This is a genomic window from Pseudomonas sp. TMW22090, assembly GCF_022496665.1.
GTDB lineage: Bacteria > Pseudomonadota > Gammaproteobacteria > Pseudomonadales > Pseudomonadaceae > Aquipseudomonas > Aquipseudomonas gregormendelii.
The window spans coordinates 1-16,266 of the sequence record NZ_SCFH01000013.1; the positions used below are offsets into that span (position 1 = coordinate 1).

The 16,266-nt window shown below is 59.7% G+C and carries 18 protein-coding genes; 7 read left to right on the top strand and 11 right to left on the bottom strand.

Translation table 11 applies throughout. The features are described from left to right. Positions 1 to 134 precede the first annotated feature (134 nt). Both EQV97_RS27120 and EQV97_RS27125 read right to left on the bottom strand, forming a co-directional pair. The gene (locus EQV97_RS27120) at positions 135 to 410 is read right to left on the bottom strand and encodes a hypothetical protein (RefSeq protein ID WP_122837884.1); all 276 of its coding nucleotides are present in this window, start codon (positions 408 to 410) and stop codon (positions 135 to 137) included. Between the two features lie 86 nt (positions 411 to 496). After that, a complete protein-coding gene (locus EQV97_RS27125; protein ID WP_240890428.1) occupies positions 497 to 1,228 on the bottom strand; it encodes a thioredoxin family protein in 732 nt (243 codons plus the stop codon). A 177-nt stretch (positions 1,229 to 1,405) separates the two neighbouring features. Here EQV97_RS27125 and EQV97_RS27130 point away from each other — a divergent pair, with 177 nt between their 5' ends. Next, positions 1,406 to 1,795: a transcriptional regulator gene (locus EQV97_RS27130; RefSeq protein ID WP_122837886.1), complete on the top strand. Its 390-nt coding sequence runs from the start codon at positions 1,406 to 1,408 to the stop codon at positions 1,793 to 1,795. 148 nt (positions 1,796 to 1,943) lie between these two features. Here the strand turns inward: EQV97_RS27130 and EQV97_RS27135 are convergent, their stop codons facing one another. The 3 genes from EQV97_RS27135 to EQV97_RS27145 all read right to left on the bottom strand — a co-directional run bounded on the left by EQV97_RS27135 (position 1,944) and on the right by EQV97_RS27145 (position 4,022). Then, positions 1,944 to 2,813 (bottom strand): DUF6279 family lipoprotein, encoded by an 870-nt coding sequence (locus EQV97_RS27135; RefSeq protein ID WP_122837887.1) that lies wholly within the window; start codon positions 2,811 to 2,813, stop codon positions 1,944 to 1,946. Between the two features lie 99 nt (positions 2,814 to 2,912). Beyond that, entirely contained in the window at positions 2,913 to 3,629 is a 717-nt protein-coding gene (locus EQV97_RS27140) for a TorF family putative porin (protein ID WP_122837888.1), read from the bottom strand. Between the two features lie 204 nt (positions 3,630 to 3,833). Then, complete coding sequence (locus tag EQV97_RS27145) at positions 3,834 to 4,022, bottom strand: hypothetical protein (protein WP_177328536.1); 189 nt, start codon at positions 4,020 to 4,022, stop codon at positions 3,834 to 3,836. A gap of 352 nt (positions 4,023 to 4,374) precedes the next feature. Here EQV97_RS27145 and EQV97_RS27150 point away from each other — a divergent pair, with 352 nt between their 5' ends. After that, positions 4,375 to 5,211 (top strand): S1-like domain-containing RNA-binding protein, encoded by an 837-nt coding sequence (locus EQV97_RS27150; protein ID WP_045058693.1) that lies wholly within the window; start codon positions 4,375 to 4,377, stop codon positions 5,209 to 5,211. A gap of 43 nt (positions 5,212 to 5,254) precedes the next feature. Further along, positions 5,255 to 5,647 (top strand): DUF2177 family protein, encoded by a 393-nt coding sequence (locus EQV97_RS27155; protein WP_122837889.1) that lies wholly within the window; start codon positions 5,255 to 5,257, stop codon positions 5,645 to 5,647. Positions 5,648 to 5,651: 4 nt separating this feature from the next. On the opposite strand, the gene EQV97_RS27160 is transcribed toward EQV97_RS27155, so the two are convergent. Further along, the gene (locus tag EQV97_RS27160; RefSeq protein WP_240890429.1) at positions 5,652 to 6,833 is read right to left on the bottom strand and encodes an MFS transporter; all 1,182 of its coding nucleotides are present in this window, start codon (positions 6,831 to 6,833) and stop codon (positions 5,652 to 5,654) included. A 101-nt stretch (positions 6,834 to 6,934) separates the two neighbouring features. On the opposite strand from EQV97_RS27160, the gene EQV97_RS27165 reads away from it, so the two are divergent. Both EQV97_RS27165 and EQV97_RS28940 read left to right on the top strand, forming a co-directional pair. After that, complete coding sequence (locus EQV97_RS27165) at positions 6,935 to 7,828, top strand: LysR substrate-binding domain-containing protein (protein WP_240890430.1); 894 nt, start codon at positions 6,935 to 6,937, stop codon at positions 7,826 to 7,828. Between the two features lie 139 nt (positions 7,829 to 7,967). Then, entirely contained in the window at positions 7,968 to 8,096 is a 129-nt protein-coding gene (locus tag EQV97_RS28940; RefSeq protein ID WP_263868316.1) for a PA1414 family protein, read from the top strand. Positions 8,097 to 8,516: 420 nt separating this feature from the next. Here the strand turns inward: EQV97_RS28940 and EQV97_RS27170 are convergent, their stop codons facing one another. From EQV97_RS27170 to speB, 4 genes are all read right to left on the bottom strand, one after another. Then, on the bottom strand, positions 8,517 to 9,896 hold the full coding sequence (locus tag EQV97_RS27170) for a sodium:solute symporter (RefSeq protein WP_122837892.1): 1,380 nt from the start codon (positions 9,894 to 9,896) through the stop codon (positions 8,517 to 8,519). A 146-nt stretch (positions 9,897 to 10,042) separates the two neighbouring features. Further along, positions 10,043 to 11,563: a cytosine permease gene (locus EQV97_RS27175; RefSeq protein WP_240890431.1), complete on the bottom strand. Its 1,521-nt coding sequence runs from the start codon at positions 11,561 to 11,563 to the stop codon at positions 10,043 to 10,045. Positions 11,564 to 11,617: 54 nt separating this feature from the next. Further along, the gene (locus EQV97_RS27180; protein ID WP_122837894.1) at positions 11,618 to 12,040 is read right to left on the bottom strand and encodes a nuclear transport factor 2 family protein; all 423 of its coding nucleotides are present in this window, start codon (positions 12,038 to 12,040) and stop codon (positions 11,618 to 11,620) included. 9 nt (positions 12,041 to 12,049) lie between these two features. Then, complete coding sequence (gene speB, locus EQV97_RS27185; RefSeq protein WP_045058686.1) at positions 12,050 to 13,000, bottom strand: agmatinase; 951 nt, start codon at positions 12,998 to 13,000, stop codon at positions 12,050 to 12,052. Between the two features lie 264 nt (positions 13,001 to 13,264). Here speB and EQV97_RS27190 point away from each other — a divergent pair, with 264 nt between their 5' ends. Beyond that, entirely contained in the window at positions 13,265 to 14,158 is an 894-nt protein-coding gene (locus tag EQV97_RS27190; RefSeq protein ID WP_045058685.1) for a LysR family transcriptional regulator, read from the top strand. 4 nt (positions 14,159 to 14,162) lie between these two features. Beyond that, positions 14,163 to 14,759, top strand: coding sequence for a DTW domain-containing protein (locus EQV97_RS27195; RefSeq protein WP_240890432.1), 597 nt, complete (start codon positions 14,163 to 14,165; stop codon positions 14,757 to 14,759). 127 nt (positions 14,760 to 14,886) lie between these two features. Here EQV97_RS27195 and EQV97_RS27200 read toward each other — a convergent pair whose 3' ends face one another. Then, positions 14,887 to 16,260: an HlyD family type I secretion periplasmic adaptor subunit gene (locus tag EQV97_RS27200; protein WP_240890433.1), complete on the bottom strand. Its 1,374-nt coding sequence runs from the start codon at positions 16,258 to 16,260 to the stop codon at positions 14,887 to 14,889. Positions 16,261 to 16,266: the final 6 nt, after the last annotated feature.

Sequence of the window (16,266 nt, forward strand, 5' to 3'; positions counted from 1 at the left end):
CGGCTACTCATCGAGGGCCGAGCGTTGTTACAGCAACGCTCACAACGAGCCCGGATACATTAGCGCAAGCCAGCTTTACCGAAAACAGCCCATGAGGTTGCAGGAGATGGGCTGACCATACATTTTTATGGCTTTTAGCTTTCAGCTTTTTTCTCTGCTGAATTCAGCTCTTTGAGCCGCTGGTCAATCAACTGGCATTTGTCCGGCAAATCGGCACTGGCAGTGCCCAGGTCCATCTTCTGCAACTCGGCGTTGATTTCCTTGGCCTTGGCCGGGTTCTGCTCGGTCAGCCGGGTCACTTCCTTGGCCAGCTGCTCGCGTTTGGCGGTGGCTTCTTCAGGCGTGCAGGCCCAGGCGGGGAGGGCGCAGGCAAGCGTGGCGGCAAGGGTGATTTTCAGCAATGTCTTCATGGGGCAGCCTCGTTTCCGGTGAGGGCGGTATAACGGGTTGAGCGTTTTGGTACGCAAAAAGTTCAGAAACACAGCGCCCCCTACGTTCAACGATGGCAGCAGCTTGCCGGTGCTTGCTCCTCATAGCGGTCGTGGTGCCGCACCCACTCCATGATTTCTTCCTCATTACGGCCCTTGGGCGTGAGGTCCAGGTAGTTGTATGCCCCAACCAACAGGTCGAGGCCCCGGGCATAGGTGGAGTAGGTGTGAAAAATATCCCCGGCTTCGTTGCGATAAAAAACGCTGAGGCCAGGCAGTTCTTCTTCTGTACCGTCAGATTTTTCGTAGTTGTAGGTGGCTTTTCCGGCGGCAATATCCTCAGCCCGCGCGCAGACGCCAAAGTCGTAGTTAAAGTCGCAACCTTCAGATGACACCCAGTCAAACTTCCAGCCCATGCGTTGCCGGAAGTCCTGGAATCGGGCATGAGGCGCGTGGGAGACCGCAACCACAGAGACGTCATGATGGGCCAGGTGCAGGTTGGCACCGTCGATGTGATCGCTCAGGAAGGAGCACCCAGGGCAACCTTCGGTCCAACCGTCGGCAAACATGAAGTGGTAGATGATCAGCTGGCTGCGGCCGCCAAACAGGTCGGCCAGTTTCAGTTCGCCGCCTGGGCCCTGGAAGTGGTAGTCCTTATCGATCTTCACCCATGGCAAGGCGCGGCGTTCGGCGCTGAGTTTGTCGCGCTCGCGGGTAAAGGCTTTTTCTTGGGTCAGGTGTTGCCGGCGCGCGGCGAGCCATTCTTCGCGGCTCACGACCGGATGGTTCTGAACGTTCATGGTGGTTTCTCCTACGGGCAGCGTCGAGGTAGCTCACACCCATTAGTCGTACGGCCTTCGCCCAATTCGACATACCGCCGGTCAGTGCCGCTGAAAATCCAGGCTGAACGGCTGGGACCGGTGCAGGTCACACTCTATGAAGGCCATCTCACTCTCTGGCTTGGAGGTTGAATCAGGATGACGACTTATAACTGGGATTTGATTGAATGTTTGCTGCATGAAGTGCAGAGCGATGACACAAGCTTCGCGCCACGTGCTTATGCAGAAAAGTATGCGGCGGCGAAGGCGGCAGAGGGCGGGGAACCCGAAAACCTTGATCACCTTAAAGCCGTGGCAGGAGAGTACGAAAAGCTATTGCTGGAGCGCGGTTACATCGAACCTCGGCCAGAAGAGCAGGGTGGCTCGGGGTCCAACTACATCTTGACGGCGCGAGGCTCGAGTTTGTTGAGCCTGATCGACAGCAGCATTCCGGGCAATGACCACCCGCGTCAGGTGCTGGACGAGCAGGAAGATGCGCTGGATGAAGTCACGTTCGATACGGTCGCGTCGAAAGCTCAGATTGCCTGAAGGCCCGCGATGCCCGTGCGGCTCAAATCTGTGGGAGCGGGCCTGCTCGCGATGCGGTACAGCATTCAACATTGATGTTGGATCGGATGACGCTATCGCGAGCAGGCTCGCTCCCACATGCAATTGTGGTATCTGAACGGATATTTGTTCAATTTTGCTGCGCCGCTTTCAGGCATTTCAAATCGTTGAAGTCTTTCCTCACTCCCTCGATCTTCTTCAGCAACCGCTCGCGCTGAGCCGGCGTGCTTTCGGCCATCAAATCCACAAACAGCGATCGAGCCTGTGCTTCGGTTGCAGCGAAGGCCTGACGATAAGCCGGCGTCCACAAACTCTCCCTGTTCACCAGCAACGTCTCGATGCGTTGCGCAAATTCCGGACTCTGGCGCTGCGCCACGGCCGCGCTGAATTGCTTCTGCCAGTGGGCCCGGTTGGCGATCCATTGGGTGTTCTGGTCACCCAGAGCCGTGGACCAGGCCACTACACGTTGCTTCTGGGTCGAACTCAACGGCCCGAGCCAATCATCCAGGCGTTTCTCCATGCGCCGTGTGCGGTCCTTGATCTGTTGGTCCAGGGATGGCTTGAGGTATTCGTCCTGACGCTTGCGCTGATCTTTGGCAAAGGCTTCATTCATCTCCGCCACTTGCTTGTCGTCCAACCCCTGCAACAGCACGATGGCTGAGGGGGTGATTTCCCGGGCAGTCTGCGCGATGGCTTCCTTGGCTTCCCGGGTCCGGGCTTGCAGCGCTTCGTCGGTTACCTGATTGTTTTCGACCATGGTCTGCAGGCGATCCAGCCAGTCCAGATACCCTGGCAGTTGTGTCGTGCAGTGCCAGCTCAGGTGTTCCTTGAGGCGTTCGTTGAACCAGCCTTTCTGCTCGCCATTCATGTCCAGGTAGTCGCTGAGCGTCCAGGGAATGATCACGTCGAGGTTGCGATAGGCCAGGCCGACGCGGCTGCACGCGCCGAGGGCCAGGCTAAGGGTGAGGATGACGGCGAGACATTTAAACCAGCGCGACATGGGCGAGTCCTTGCAAAAGCCTGGCTATTTGAGGAGATTCTTATGTGATCGCAGGATCAGCCTTGCAGTTCATATCATCGGCGCACAGCACCCGGCCGCTCAGTAGAAGCTGCGCTCGGCCTTGAGGGTTACCAGCCCGTCGCACTGGCTGTTGTGTCCGGAATAGGCGGAGCAATCATTGCCGCTGAGGTTGGAATCGCTGTAGATCAGGTTCAGGTCGATGCCCATGAAGGGGCGAGAAAGCTGCACTGACCAGTCGGTGAAGCTGCCGATATAGCCGCCATCGACCGAGACCGGCGCATTCAGCTGGTGGCTGGTGTACTTCATGCTGACCCCAATTCCAAACGGCTTGTTGCCGCCAAGATCGGCAAACACGGTGCTGTTTTGCTTGTCGGGGTCGTTACTGAACGCGGCGCCGAAGCGGCTGCCCAGAAATGTCAGGCCGCCAAACAGCTCCTGGCTATCGAGGGTGTCCACTTTCGGGTAGCTGTAGTGAATCATCCCGACCTCGTAACCGAGCGTCTGGTCGAAGGGCTGCTTGAAGCCCATGTAGGAATCGACTTCCAGGTTGTTACCTGGACTCAGGCCCATGCTGGGTGACCATTGGCCGACGTAGAACCCGCTGTCGTGGCTCAGGTCAAGGCCGCCATGGAATGAGCCGACGGCGGCCGGTTTGACCAGGCCCTGGGCCATGCTGCGGGAGGGCGAGGTGCCAAGTTTCAGGTCGAAGTCGCCCAACTCGCGCTGGAAAATCTGCGCATGGGCTAGCGAACACGACAGCAGGGTGCCGAGCAATATGAGTGGGGGCTTGAACATGCGTCACTCCATGAACAGCGCGAAGCAGAAACCTGAAAGCTGCTGAAACGCTTGATCTAGACGTGTGCAAGGATACCGGCGAATGCCCGGCGCTGAAGGCCGTTCGTCGATTTTTGAGAATTGGGAGTTTGTGCGGGTATTTCGAGAGGGTTCAGTCCAAGCGCTTCGAAGCTCAAAGCGCCTAAGGACCAGTTGATGCCGCTATTACTTTTTGCCCAGCGTGATCTGCTTGGACGGGCCGAACGTCTGACCGCTGACGCCTTTGGCAATTTGCTGGATCTCGCCGCCGGACTTGAGGAATGCAGCGATCTGGTTGTTGATCGATTCGCTGGTTTCAACGGCTGGAGCTGGCTTTGCTTTGCTGTTGGATGCTTTTTGACGCATGGCGGCCATTAACCTATAGAAAATTAACTTGGCCATGAATAATACAGGAAATACTTGACAATTGCTCGGGAAATATCTCCCCGATTTAATCCTGGCGGCAGTGGGATTTAAACCGGATTAATAATCTTCCGGTCGCCCTAAGCTGCTGTTTTATCTAAAGACGTGTGGATGAGAAAACGTTTTTTGTGCAGGCGATGGGCGCTGAAGCTGGGTCGGTTCGTCGGACGAGCGGCTGGTTGCCGGTGAGCCAAACCCATGAAAATCAAGCTTTTGAGCTAATTTCGCGGCGCCACCGGGCCGGGCGCAGAACGCTGACCGCAAAACCGGGTAGAATGCCGCCCACGCAATGAGGGTATTGGACATGGCTTTAATCGGGCGTTACAACAGTTTGCAAGTGGTTAAACACACTAACTTCGGTTTATATCTGGACGGTGGCGCGGATGGCGAAATCCTGCTGCCTAATCGTTATATTCCCAAAGATATTCCCAGCGAAGATGAAGATTGGCTCAACGTTTTCATTTATCTGGACAGCGATGACAAACTCATCGCAACTACCGAAACGCCGAAAGTTCAAGTCGGTGAGTTCGCCAGTTTGAAAGTTGTTGAAGTCAACAGCATCGGCGTATTTCTCGATTGGGGCCTGCCCAAAGACCTGCTGCTGCCGTACTCCGAAGAAAAACGCCAGATGACCGCCGGCGAATATGTCGTGGTGCACGTGTACCTCGACAAGCACACGCGTCGTATCACCGCTACTGCACGGCTGGATCGCTACCTGGACAAGACCCCGGCCAGCTACACCGCCGGCCAGGAAGTGGACTTGCTGGTAGCCGAAGCGACCGATATGGGTTTCAAGGCAATCATCAACAACAAGCATTGGGGCTTGATTCACAAGAACGAAATCTTTAAGTTCATGCGCGCCGGCAAGGAAGAGAAGGGCTTCATCAAGGAGGTTCGTCCCGACGGCAAGATCAGCCTGAGCCTGCAGCCGGTTGGCGAAGAAGCGGCCACCAGCCTGAACTCGAAGATCCTTGCCAAGTTGCGCGACAACAACGGTACCTTGCCGATCAGCGACAAGAGCGATCCGACCCTGATCAGCAGCATGTTCGGCGTCAGCAAAGGCAACTTCAAGAAGGCGATCGGCGCGTTGTACAAGAACGGCCAGATCGTCATTCACGCAGATCGTATTGAACTAAGCTGATGGCCGACCAGCCCCATGCTTATCAACAGGGGGATGGACGACCATGAAAAAAGAGTTATTTGCGTACGCGGGCACCTTGCTGGCGTTTCTGGTCCTGGATGGCCTTTGGCTCGGCGTGTTGATGGCGTCGAAGTACAAGGCACTGCTTGGCTCGCTGATGCTCGACAAACCGCTGCTGGGTCCGGCAGCGGTTTTCTATCTTTTGTATGTCTTCGGTTGCGTGATGTTCGTGGTGTTGCCAGCCACCAGTTGGCAGCGCGCAGCGTGCATGGGCGCCTTGTTGGGCCTGGTGGCGTATGGCACATATGACCTGAGCAACTGGGCGACGCTGAAAGGCTGGTCGGCCCAGTTGGTATTCATGGACATGGCCTGGGGCGCCTTTGCCACTTGCGTCGCCTGCACCGTTGGTTACTGGGCTGCCCGCAAGGCGCTGTGACCCTTCAACGTTGAACGATGGTCGTGCGGTCGCCCGCGCTGATCCTCCGTGCAGCATTGTCGGCGCTGCCCGACAGCGCTCCCGCGATCAGCAAGCCGCTGCCGGCAACGATCAACCCAGGCTGCAAACCGCCGCTGTAGTGGCTGCTTGCCGCAGCCAGCAGCGGACCTGCGAGCTGACCTATAGCGAAGCAAGCGGTCAGCAACCCCGCGTTGCGCTGAGTGGCGTGGGGTGCCAGTTCCCGCGAGCGTTGCATAACCAGTTGCATGCAGGCCAGGAACGGTCCGCCGCACAGCAGCACACCCAACGCCAGGCCCGTGCCGCTGCCCAGCAGGCAGGCAAAGACGCCCGCGGCCTGCAGCCACAAGGTCGCCATCAGCCAGTACCGGGTGGCGTTCGGATTGTGTCGGCGCAAACTCACCAGCACCACACCGGATGCAGCGGCCAGGCCGAAGCATGGCCAGAACAAATCGGCCTGCCATTGACCCTGAAATTGCGCGCTGGCCATCTGTGAGAGGAAGGTGGCGGGAATGATGTAGCCCAAACCGTACAATCCATAGACCAGGCCCAGACGGCCGATGCCGCGGTGTGCGGTGCCTGCGTCGACGGGTGCGCTAGCCGCTGGTGCGGCTGGCCTAGGCAGGAATGGCAGGATCCCCAGCAACATCACCAGCCCTACTGCGGCATATACCAGCCACAATGTGGCCGAGGTCTGCCCCAGCAGGTTCGAGCCCAGCGCCAGCATCCCGGTCAGGAAAATGCCCAGGCCCGGTCCGGCAAATACCAGGGCACCCAGACGTGGACGACCGGCCGCGACGGCCAGGGGCTGACTCAAGGCGGTGATCATCACCAGCACCCAGGCGCTGGCCACACCGGTACCAAAGCGCAGCAGCAGATGCGACCAGAAACCGTGGGCCCAGAACGACGCCAGGGTCAGCAGGACACAGAGCCACAGCCCACCTTGCAGCCGGCTGCGGACCTGCGCAGGCCTGCGGGAAAACATCGCGTCCACGGCGCCGACGAAATAACCCAGATAATTTGCTGCAGCGATCAAACCCGCTGCCGTCAGGTCGATCTGGCCTTCGCTGAGCAGGTGCGGGAGTTGAGGTGTCAGGGCGAAGCGGCCGATGCCCATGGCCATCATCAAGGCGATAAAGCTGGCAGACAAACGAATCAAGGGGGTCATGGTGGACTCCTGCTGAAGATCAATGACCGTCAGGCTAGGACTGATTGACTTTCTTTAAAAATGAATAATAGTGAGTAACTTGTTCATTTTTGGAGAATGGCGTGGAATTCAGTCAACTGCGCATCTTCCAGGCAGTCGCCGAGGAGGGTTCCATTACCCGCGCTGCGGAGCGTTTGCATCGGGTGCCGTCAAACCTGTCGACCCGGCTCAAGCAACTGGAAGAGCAACTCGGTGTAGAGCTTTTCCTGCGCGAACGTCAGCGTTTGCAGCTGTCGCCTGCAGGAAAAGTGCTGCTGGACTACACCGGCAAGCTGTTCAGCCTGCACGACGAGGCGCAGGCGGCCGTGCAAGGTGGGCAGCCGGCGGGCGACTTTGTGCTCGGTACCATGTACAGCACGGCGGCCATTCACCTTCCCGCGCTGCTGGCGCGTTATCACCGCAGTTACCCGGCGGTGAACCTGCAGGTGCAGTCCGGCCCCAGCGGCGAGCTGCTGGAAGGACTGTTGACCGGTCGGCTGGATGCGGCTTTGGTCGACGGACCGCTCGAACTGGCCGGCCTCGACGGCTTGCCGCTGTGCGACGAACGACTGGTGCTGATCAGCGAGGCTGACCATCCGCCGGTGCGCAGCGCGCTGGATGTGCAGGGGCGTTCGGTGTTCACGTTCCGCCAGGGGTGTTCCTACCGCACGCGCCTGGAGGCCTGGTTCGCCCATGATCATGCAGCCATGGGGCGGGCCATGGAGATTGAGAGTTACCCGGGCATGCTCGCCTGTGTGATCGCAGGCTCGGGTGTGGCGCTGATGTCGGAATCCATGCTCGCCAGCTTGCCAGGGCGCGAAAGTGTGGCCGTGCACCCGCTGGCCGAACCGTTTGCCAGTGCAACCACCTGGCTGATGTGGCGCAAGGGCATGGTCGGGGCCAATCTGAATGCATGGATAGAACAGCAGCAGGCGGTCTACCCGGGGCTTTCGACGGCGGTGCAGGCAATTGCTTGAACTATGCGTGCGGGATTTAGATCAATTCAGTAACAGATCATTGTTTCTTTTGCCGAGCATTGCGTAGTACTTCGGACTATTATCAGTGCGAAGCGACTTCAGAATTCCGGTCGCTCGGCACTACCCTGAAGGGGGCACCATGAAAGAGAAAATCCAAAACTGGCTGCACGACCTGGGTGTCGCACTCGGTTTGATCGAACCGCCTCTGCAACCTGTGCCTATTCGTACAGATGACGAACAGCGCCGACGCCAGCCGCGCCACCGTTAATCGTGGTTGCAGGCGCTCGCTTGCTCGCGATGGTCGCGAATGATCACACGGGCAGGCTGGCAGGCTGCATGCGCCGCTCGATCCATCGCGAGCAAGCTTTGCTCCCGCGGATTCCCTCAGGTTTCCCACTGGCAGCAGAGCACTCGCAATCCTGGCTCCGGCAACCCTCTGCCAAGTAACGTGATGTCTCCCCATCCCAATCAAAACGGCTCAGATCATTGGCCGTTTTTGCGTTTCTGAGCATCCAGTTTCCCGCCAGTAAACGCGGTTCATCCCAGTTCTACTCTCTCAGTACAGCAGGCCGCTACCGAAGCCGCGCTGTGGCTGTTCTTGCCATGATCTTTTCGGCGGGCGAAAAAAAACGGGTGTGGCAACCGACGCCACACCCGTCGAAGAAAACATTAAGTCATTTGTGCGCTATCAGATCGCGCTCGCCACCGCCGAAGGGCGACGAGACACCAGGCTCACCACCACAAAGCTCACCAGGCCGACAGCCAGGCTGTAGTAGATCGGCGTGTTGGCATCCAGGCCATCCTTGAACATGAACAGCAGCGCAGTGGCAAAGCCCAGGCCCATGCTGGCAATGGCGCCGGCGGTGGTTGCGCGTTTCCAGAAAATGGCCCCCATCAGCGGGATCAGCATGCCACCCACCAGCAGGTTGTAGGCCAGGGTCAGTGCGCTGATCACGTCGTTCACCACCAGGGCGATACCCAGCACGGCGATGCCGGTCAGCAGGGTAAACAGCCGGTTGATGCCCAGGCTCGACTGTTTGCCGCCACGCAGCTTCGGCAGCAGGTCTTCGGTCAGTGTGGTGGACGCCGCGAGGAGGCCGGCGCTGGCGGTGGACATCATGGCGGCCAGTGCGGCAGCGATGACCAGGCCACGGATGCCGTCCGGCAACGACAGTTTGACGATGGCGGCGAAGGCGTTGTTGACGTTGTCCAGGTCCGGGATCAACACGTGGGCGGCCATGCCGATCAGGGCGCAGGCCAGTCCGTAGAGGATGCAGTAAAAGCCTGCGAAAGTACCGGCGTACTGGGCAATCTTCGCGGTCTTGACGGTGAACACGCGCTGCCAGATGTCCTGGCCGATCAGGATCCCGAAGAAGTAGATCATGAAGTAGGTGATGATGGTGTCCCAGCCGATGGTGGTGAAGCTGAAGGCGGTCGCCGGCAGTTTCAGCACCAGTTCATCCCAGCCGCCAACGCGGTACAGGCAGATGGGTAGCAGGATGAACATCAGGCCGACGGTCTTGATCACGAACTGGACGATGTCAGTCAGGGTCAGGGACCACATGCCGCCGATCGCCGAATAGACCACCACCACACCGCCGCCCAGCAGCACCGAGATCCAGAAGGGCAGGTCGAACAGCACTTGCAGGACCGTGCCGATTGCCAGGATCGAGGTCACGCCGATCATCAGCGCGTACGCCAGCATGATCGCCGCACTCGCGGAGCGGGCCATCGGGTTGTAGCGTTTTTCCAGCACCTGGGTAACGGTGTAGATCTTCAGCTTGAGCAGCGGCTTGGCGAGGAACAGGTTCAGCGCCACGATCCCGCAGCCCAGTGCCGCGCAAAGCCAGAACCCGGAAATACCGTGGACATAGCCCAGGCGCACGGTGCCGACGGTGGACGCACCACCCAGGACGGTCGCGGCCATGGTGCCCATGTACAGGGTCGGGCCGAGATTGCGACCGGCTACCAGGTAGTCTTCGTTGGTCTTGGCCTTGCGCATGCCGAAGTAGCCAAGGACCAGCATTGCGGCGGCGTATATGAGAACGACGAATAAATCCAAAGCCATGATGGCGTGTCTCCGATTGTCTTTTTTATGGTGAAACAAAAATGGTTCTGTAGTGCTGCTCGGTCCCCGCGGGCAACTCATTCCCTGTGGGAGCAAGGCTCGCCCGCGATGAACGATGACGCGGTCCAGCTATAAATCGCGGCGCCTCAATCGCGGGCAAGCCTTGCTCCCACAGGGCTTGCATCAAGCGGCGCTATGCCTTCGCTGCGTAAGTCATCCGGGCCAAACACCGACTTGGGCTCCGGGAACAGGCTCAGCAGGACCAGGTACACCACCGACGCCAGCCCCAGGGTGACCGGCAGGCTGATGTCGATGCCGTCGGCCAGGTTGCCCAGCGGTCCAACGAATTGGCCGGGCAGGTTGACGAAGCACAGACCCACCAGCGCACTCGGGATCCACGCCCCCAGGCCACGCCAGTTCCAGCCATGGGTGAACCAGTAGCGACCACCTTTTTCACCTCGGGTGAAGACCTGCAGGTCATCCGGGCAGTAGAAACCACGGCGCACCACCAGGCCGATAATCATGATCACCATCCATGGCGTGGTGCAGGTGATGATCAGTACGGCGAAGGTCGATACGCTTTGCACCAGGTTGGCGGCGAAGCGACCGATGAAGATGAAGGCAATCGACATCACCCCGATCAGCAACGTGGCCTTGACCCGTGACAGCACTCGCGGAAACACACTGGACATGTCCAGCCCGGTGCCATAAAGGGAAGTGGTGCCCGTGGACATGCCGCCGATCACCGCGATCAGGCACACCGGCAGGAAAAACCAGCTAGGCGAGACCGCCAGCAGACCGCCCACATAGTTATTGGCCGCGATGTAATCCGGTGCCTTGATCGCCACGATGGTGGCAGTGGCCAGACCGAACAGGAACGGGATCAGGGTGGCAAGCTGTGCCGCGATCACTGCAAACATGATCCGGCCTTTCGGGGTTTCGCGTGGGATGTACCGCGACCAGTCACCGAGAAACGCGCCGAAGGATATCGGGTTGCTCATGGCCACCAGTGCTGCGCCGATAAAGGCGGCCCAGAAGCCGGCCTGGCCCAGGGCGACGGTGCCGGCGAACTGGCTGTCGAAGGTCGGGGCAAAAGCGAAGATGCCGAGCAGGAACAGCGCGCTGGCCGCCCATACCGCGATTCGATTGACCCACAGCATGAAGCGGAAACCGTAGATGCACACGGTCAGCACCAGGATGGCGAACAATCCGTAGGCCAGGCCCAGGCTCAGGTCGGTTTCCGGCAGGCCGATCAGGCGTTTGGCGCCACCGATCAGCGCATCGCCCGAGCTCCACACCGACAGGGAGAAGAAGGCGATGGCAGTCAGCAACGACAGGAACGAACCGACGATCCGCCCGTGCACGCCGAAGTGCGCACCGGAAGACACCGCGTTGTTGGTGCCGTTGATCGGTCCGAACAGGCCCATGGGTGCCAGGATCAGCGCGCCAAGCACGACGCCCAGCACGATCGCCCATACACCCGCCTGGAAGGACAGGCCAAACAACACCGGAAAGCTGCCGAGCACGGCGGTCGCAAAAGTGTTGGCGCCGCCGAAGATCAGGCGAAACAAATCGCCGGGACGGGCATCGCGTTCGTGATCCGGGATCTGTTCGACCCCGTTTGTTTCGATGCTGCTAAGACTTTTTTCGTTGTTGTTGTTATTCATGATCTGCTCCGATCATAAAGGCGCGCTCATCGTGTGTGAGCGTCACCTGTTTGGCTAAGGGGGTGGCAGCCCTTCCGGCATCGCGGATAAATGTTCGTGGCAGGCCAGCCAATGGCCTTGTTGTTCTTGGCCAGACGAGTGTTTTCTGAAAACAATCGTCTCGCGCTCCTGGCTGAAGTGTTGCTCCCCTTGCATGCGCAGCTCGGTGGCCACGTCATGGATGAAAATCGCCACGTCACCCTGCAGGCTGACGAAAGCGTTGCTTGAAGTGCACGAAAGCACCTCGAAGCCATCCTCGCGGCGCCAGCTGTCCCACAACGCCTGATAGGCATCGCGCGACAGCAGGGGCTGTTCGAGGGTGTAGAAGACGAAGCTGGCATCGGCGCTGAAGGCGCCGAAATAGGCTTCGCGATCGTTACCGGCAAAGGCCGACACCAGATCGGCGGCGGCTTGCAATACTTGATCGCGTTCGTTCATGACCCGTCCTCAGCGATGAACCACGCCAGGCAGCACGCAGAGCATTTCGTACAGCAGGTTGGCGGCCAGCAGCGAGGTATTACCGGTGGTGTCATAAGCGGGCGAGACTTCTACCAGATCGCAGCCGACCAGGTCGAGGCCTTGGCAGCCACGCACGATCTCGATCGCCTGAATGGTCGTCAGTCCGCCAATTTCCGGGGTGCCGGTGCCTGGCGCCCAGGCCGGATCGATGCCATCGATGTCAAAACTCAGGTACACCGGGCCGCCACCCACTTTCTCGCGCACTTCAGCCATCAGCGGCGCAAGAGATTTGTGCCAGCACTCTTCGGCCTGCACGACGCGAAAGCCCTGGTTGCGGCTCCAGTTGAAGTCGTCGGCGGTGTAGCCCTGGGCGCGCAGGCCGATTTGCACTACGCGGTCCGGGTCCAGCAGGCCTTCTTCGACTGCGCGACGGAACGTGGTGCCGTGGGCGATTTTTTCGCCGAACATGTGATCGTTGACATCGGCATGGGCGTCGATGTGCACCAGGCCGACTTTGCCGTGCTTTTTATGGATGGCACGCAGGATCGGCAGGGTGATGGTGTGGTCGCCGCCAAGGGTCAGGGGGATCACGTCGTGTTCGAGGATGTTGTCGTAGGATTCTTCGATGATCCGTACGGCATCCAGCAGGTTGAAGGTGTTGATCGCCACGTCGCCGATGTCGGCCACCGACAGCGAATCGAACGGAGCAGCGCCGGTCGCCATGTTGTACGGGCGAATCATGACCGATTCGGCGCGGATTTCCCGAGGTCCAAAACGGGTGCCTGGGCGAAGGGAGGTACCGATGTCCAGGGGCACGCCAACGAAGGCAGCGTCCAGACCGGCAGCGGTCGGCACATGGGGAAGTCGCATCATGGTGGCGATGCCGCCGAAGCGCGGCATTTCGTTGCCGCCCAGTGGTTGGTGAAGAATCTTGTCCACGGGTTCAGGCCTCATCATTTTTTTGTATTAGGCGCCGATTCTGCGAAATGTAGTGGCGGGGAAGAATCGCTACGCACAAATACTTAGTTCAGATTTTTCTAAACTAATGGAACATGGCGGCGGTAAACTTAACGGCTGATGGCAGGAGCTGCCGCAGGTTGCGATCTTTTGATCTTGATTCTTTGCGGCCTTTTACCGCCGAAAGTCAAAAGATCGCAGCCTGCGGCAGCTCCTACAGGTAGCTGCCGCAAATCCGGAGTCCCCATGGCCAACGCTTTACCCGACCTGAAACTGCTGCGCATTTTTGTTAGTGTGGTTCGCCATCAGGGGTTTGCCACTGCCCAGCAGGAGCTCAACCTTTCGACTTCGGCCATCAGCACCTACATGAGCCAGCTCGAAGCCGCCCTCGGCCTGGTGCTCTGCCATCGCGGGCGTGGCGGGTTCAGCCTGACCAGCAAAGGTGAGCTGTTCCACCAGGAAACCTTGCGGTTGCTGGCCGAGCTCGAAGGATTCGAGCAATATGCCGCCGCACTCAAGGGCGAGTTGCGCGGCACGCTGAACCTGGGGGTCATCGACTCCACCGTCAGCGACAAGGCCCTGCCGTTTGCCGAAGCCATCGGTGCCTACAGCCAGGAGCACCCGGCCGTGCATCTGCACTTGTCGGTCATGAGCCCCTACGAGCTGCAACTTGGCGTGCAGGACAATCGCCTGGACCTGGCCATCGGTGCATTTTCCACGCGCATGAGCGGCCTGGTCTACATGCCGCTGTACCGCGAGCAGCACTGGTTGTACTGCAGCAGCCGGCACCCGCTGTTCACCGAACGACGTATCCCCGAGCAGGTCATTACCCAGCAGCGCATGGTCGGTCGGGGCTACTGGAGCCAGGCGGAACTGGCGCGCCACGGCTTCAAACACAGCGCTGCCACGGTGGAGAGCATGGAGGCGCAGTTGATCCTGGTGCTGTCTGGTGCCTATATCGGTTACTTGCCCGAACACTACGCCCAGGCCTGGGCCGATAAGGGCGATTTGCGGGTGCTGCTGCCGGCGACTTTTGGTTATCAGGCGCCATTCTCCATGATCGTGCGCCGTGGCCGCAGCCGCGAACCGCTGATTCAGACCTTCCGCGACCTGCTCAAAGCGCAACTCAATCAGGCTTGAAATAATGTCCAGAATCCATTGCCCGCGCTGCCAGCGCCCAGAAGCCCATTGCCTGTGCCCATTGATCCCGAGCCTAGACAGCCGCACCCGGGTGCTGGTGCTGCAGCATCCGAGTGAAGTCAACCACGCGCTGAATACCGCACGTTTGGCCGCGCTTGGCTTGACCAATGCCGAGCTGATCGTCGGCGAAGTGTTCGCGGATCTGCCGGCGTTGTTGAATCAACCGGGGTACCAGGCGCGGCTGCTGTTTCCGGGCGAGGATGCGCAGACGCTGCAGGGCTATGGCGCAGATGATCAGCCGCTGTTGCTGGTGGTGCCGGACGGTACCTGGCGCAAGGCGCGCAAGCTGCTGCACCTCAATCCGCTGCTGGCGACTTTGCCACGGGTGACGCTGGCTCGGGGCGGAGTGTCGCGGTATCGATTGCGCAAGGCGCCGGGGCCGGGGGCTTTATCGACGGTGGAGGCCATCGTGCAGGCGTTGCAAGTGCTGGAAGCGCCGATTTCCTTCGAGCCGTTGCTGAAGCCGTTCGAGGCGTTGATCGAGGGGCAGATCGCGGCGATGGGGGAGGAGGTTTTTTTGCGTAATCATGGGCCGAAGTAGGCGTTGCTCGTGCCGGCCTCTTCTCGGGCAAGCCCGCACACATGGGATCATCAGCGTCCACATTACCCTGTGGGAGCGGGCTTGCCCGCGAAGACGGTAGAGCTATTACTACCACTCCAGACCAGACCTACCGCTCACGCATCGCCTCGGTCCGCGCCTTCAGCACCGGCTTGAGCAGGTAGTCCAGCACACTCTTCTCACCGGTGATGATATCCACCGTCGCCACCATCCCCGGGATGATCAGCAACGGCTTCGCATCCCCACCCAGGTGGTTCTTGTCGGTGCGCACCTGGATCAGATAAAAGCTGTTGCCCTTGTCATCGGTAATGGTATCGGCGCCAATCAACTCCAGCTTGGCGCTCAAGCCGCCATAGATGGTGTAGTCATAGGCGCTGAACTTGACCATCGCCCGCTGCCCCGGATGCAGAAACGCCACGTCCTGCGGACGGACCTTGGCCTCGATCAGCAGGTTGTCTTCCAGCGGTACGATTTCCACCATGTCGCTGCCGGGCTGGACCACACCGCCTATGGTGTTGACCTTCAGCACCTTGATGATCCCGTGAACCGGCGAGACCACCGTGGTGCGGGTGACGCGGTCGTCGATGGCGATGCTCGACGCGGTGATTTTTGACAGGTCGGTGCGTTTCTCGTTGAGCTCCTTGGCAGCGTCCGAACGGAAGGATTGTTCGGACTCGTCAATCTTGCTCTTGATTTCAGCAATCGCCGATTCCGCCCGAGGAATGGCCAGGGTCGTGGCGTTCAACGAGCCGCGAATTTCCACCGCGCTGCGCTTGAGTCGCAGGATTTCCACGGGTGACACGGCACCGGTGCCGACCAGCGGTGCTGACATGTTCATCTCTTGCTGCAGTAGGGCCAGGCTCGAACTGAATTGCCCCTGTTTCGAGCGAAACTCCGCCAGTTCCTGAGTTTTTTGCCGCAGCTGTTCGCTGAGCGTGCGCTGTTCACTGGCCAGTCGACGCTGCCGTTGCTCGTAGAGCGAGCGCTCGTCCTCGGCCACTTGCGGCGCCTTGGCGATCACCTCGGCCGACAACTTGAAGGGCCGCCCTTCGGCCTCTGCGGACAAGCGTTCTACCTGGGCGGTCAAGGCATACCGATCGGCCTCGCTCTCACCCTTGTTCGATAGAAAACGGGTGTCATCCAGGCGCAGCAAGGTATCGCCCTTGTTCACCATCTGCCCCTCGCGGACAAAAATCTCGGTGACGATGCCGCCTTCCAGGTTTTGGATTACCTGGACCTTGCTCGACGGAATCGCCTTGCCTTCGCCCATGGTGACTTCCTGGAGCACGGCGAATTTGGCCCAGACCACGGCGCTGATGATCAGCCCGGCCGCCAGCCACACGGTGATCCGCGACCAGCGCGGGGAATCCTGCAGGGTCGCGCCGGCGGTCTCCGGCATGAACTCGCTCTCGGCGCTTTTCCTGAAACTGCCGAAATAACCGCGCGGCTTTGCTTCGGGCGAGTCGGATGATGATCGGGCCATGGGCAA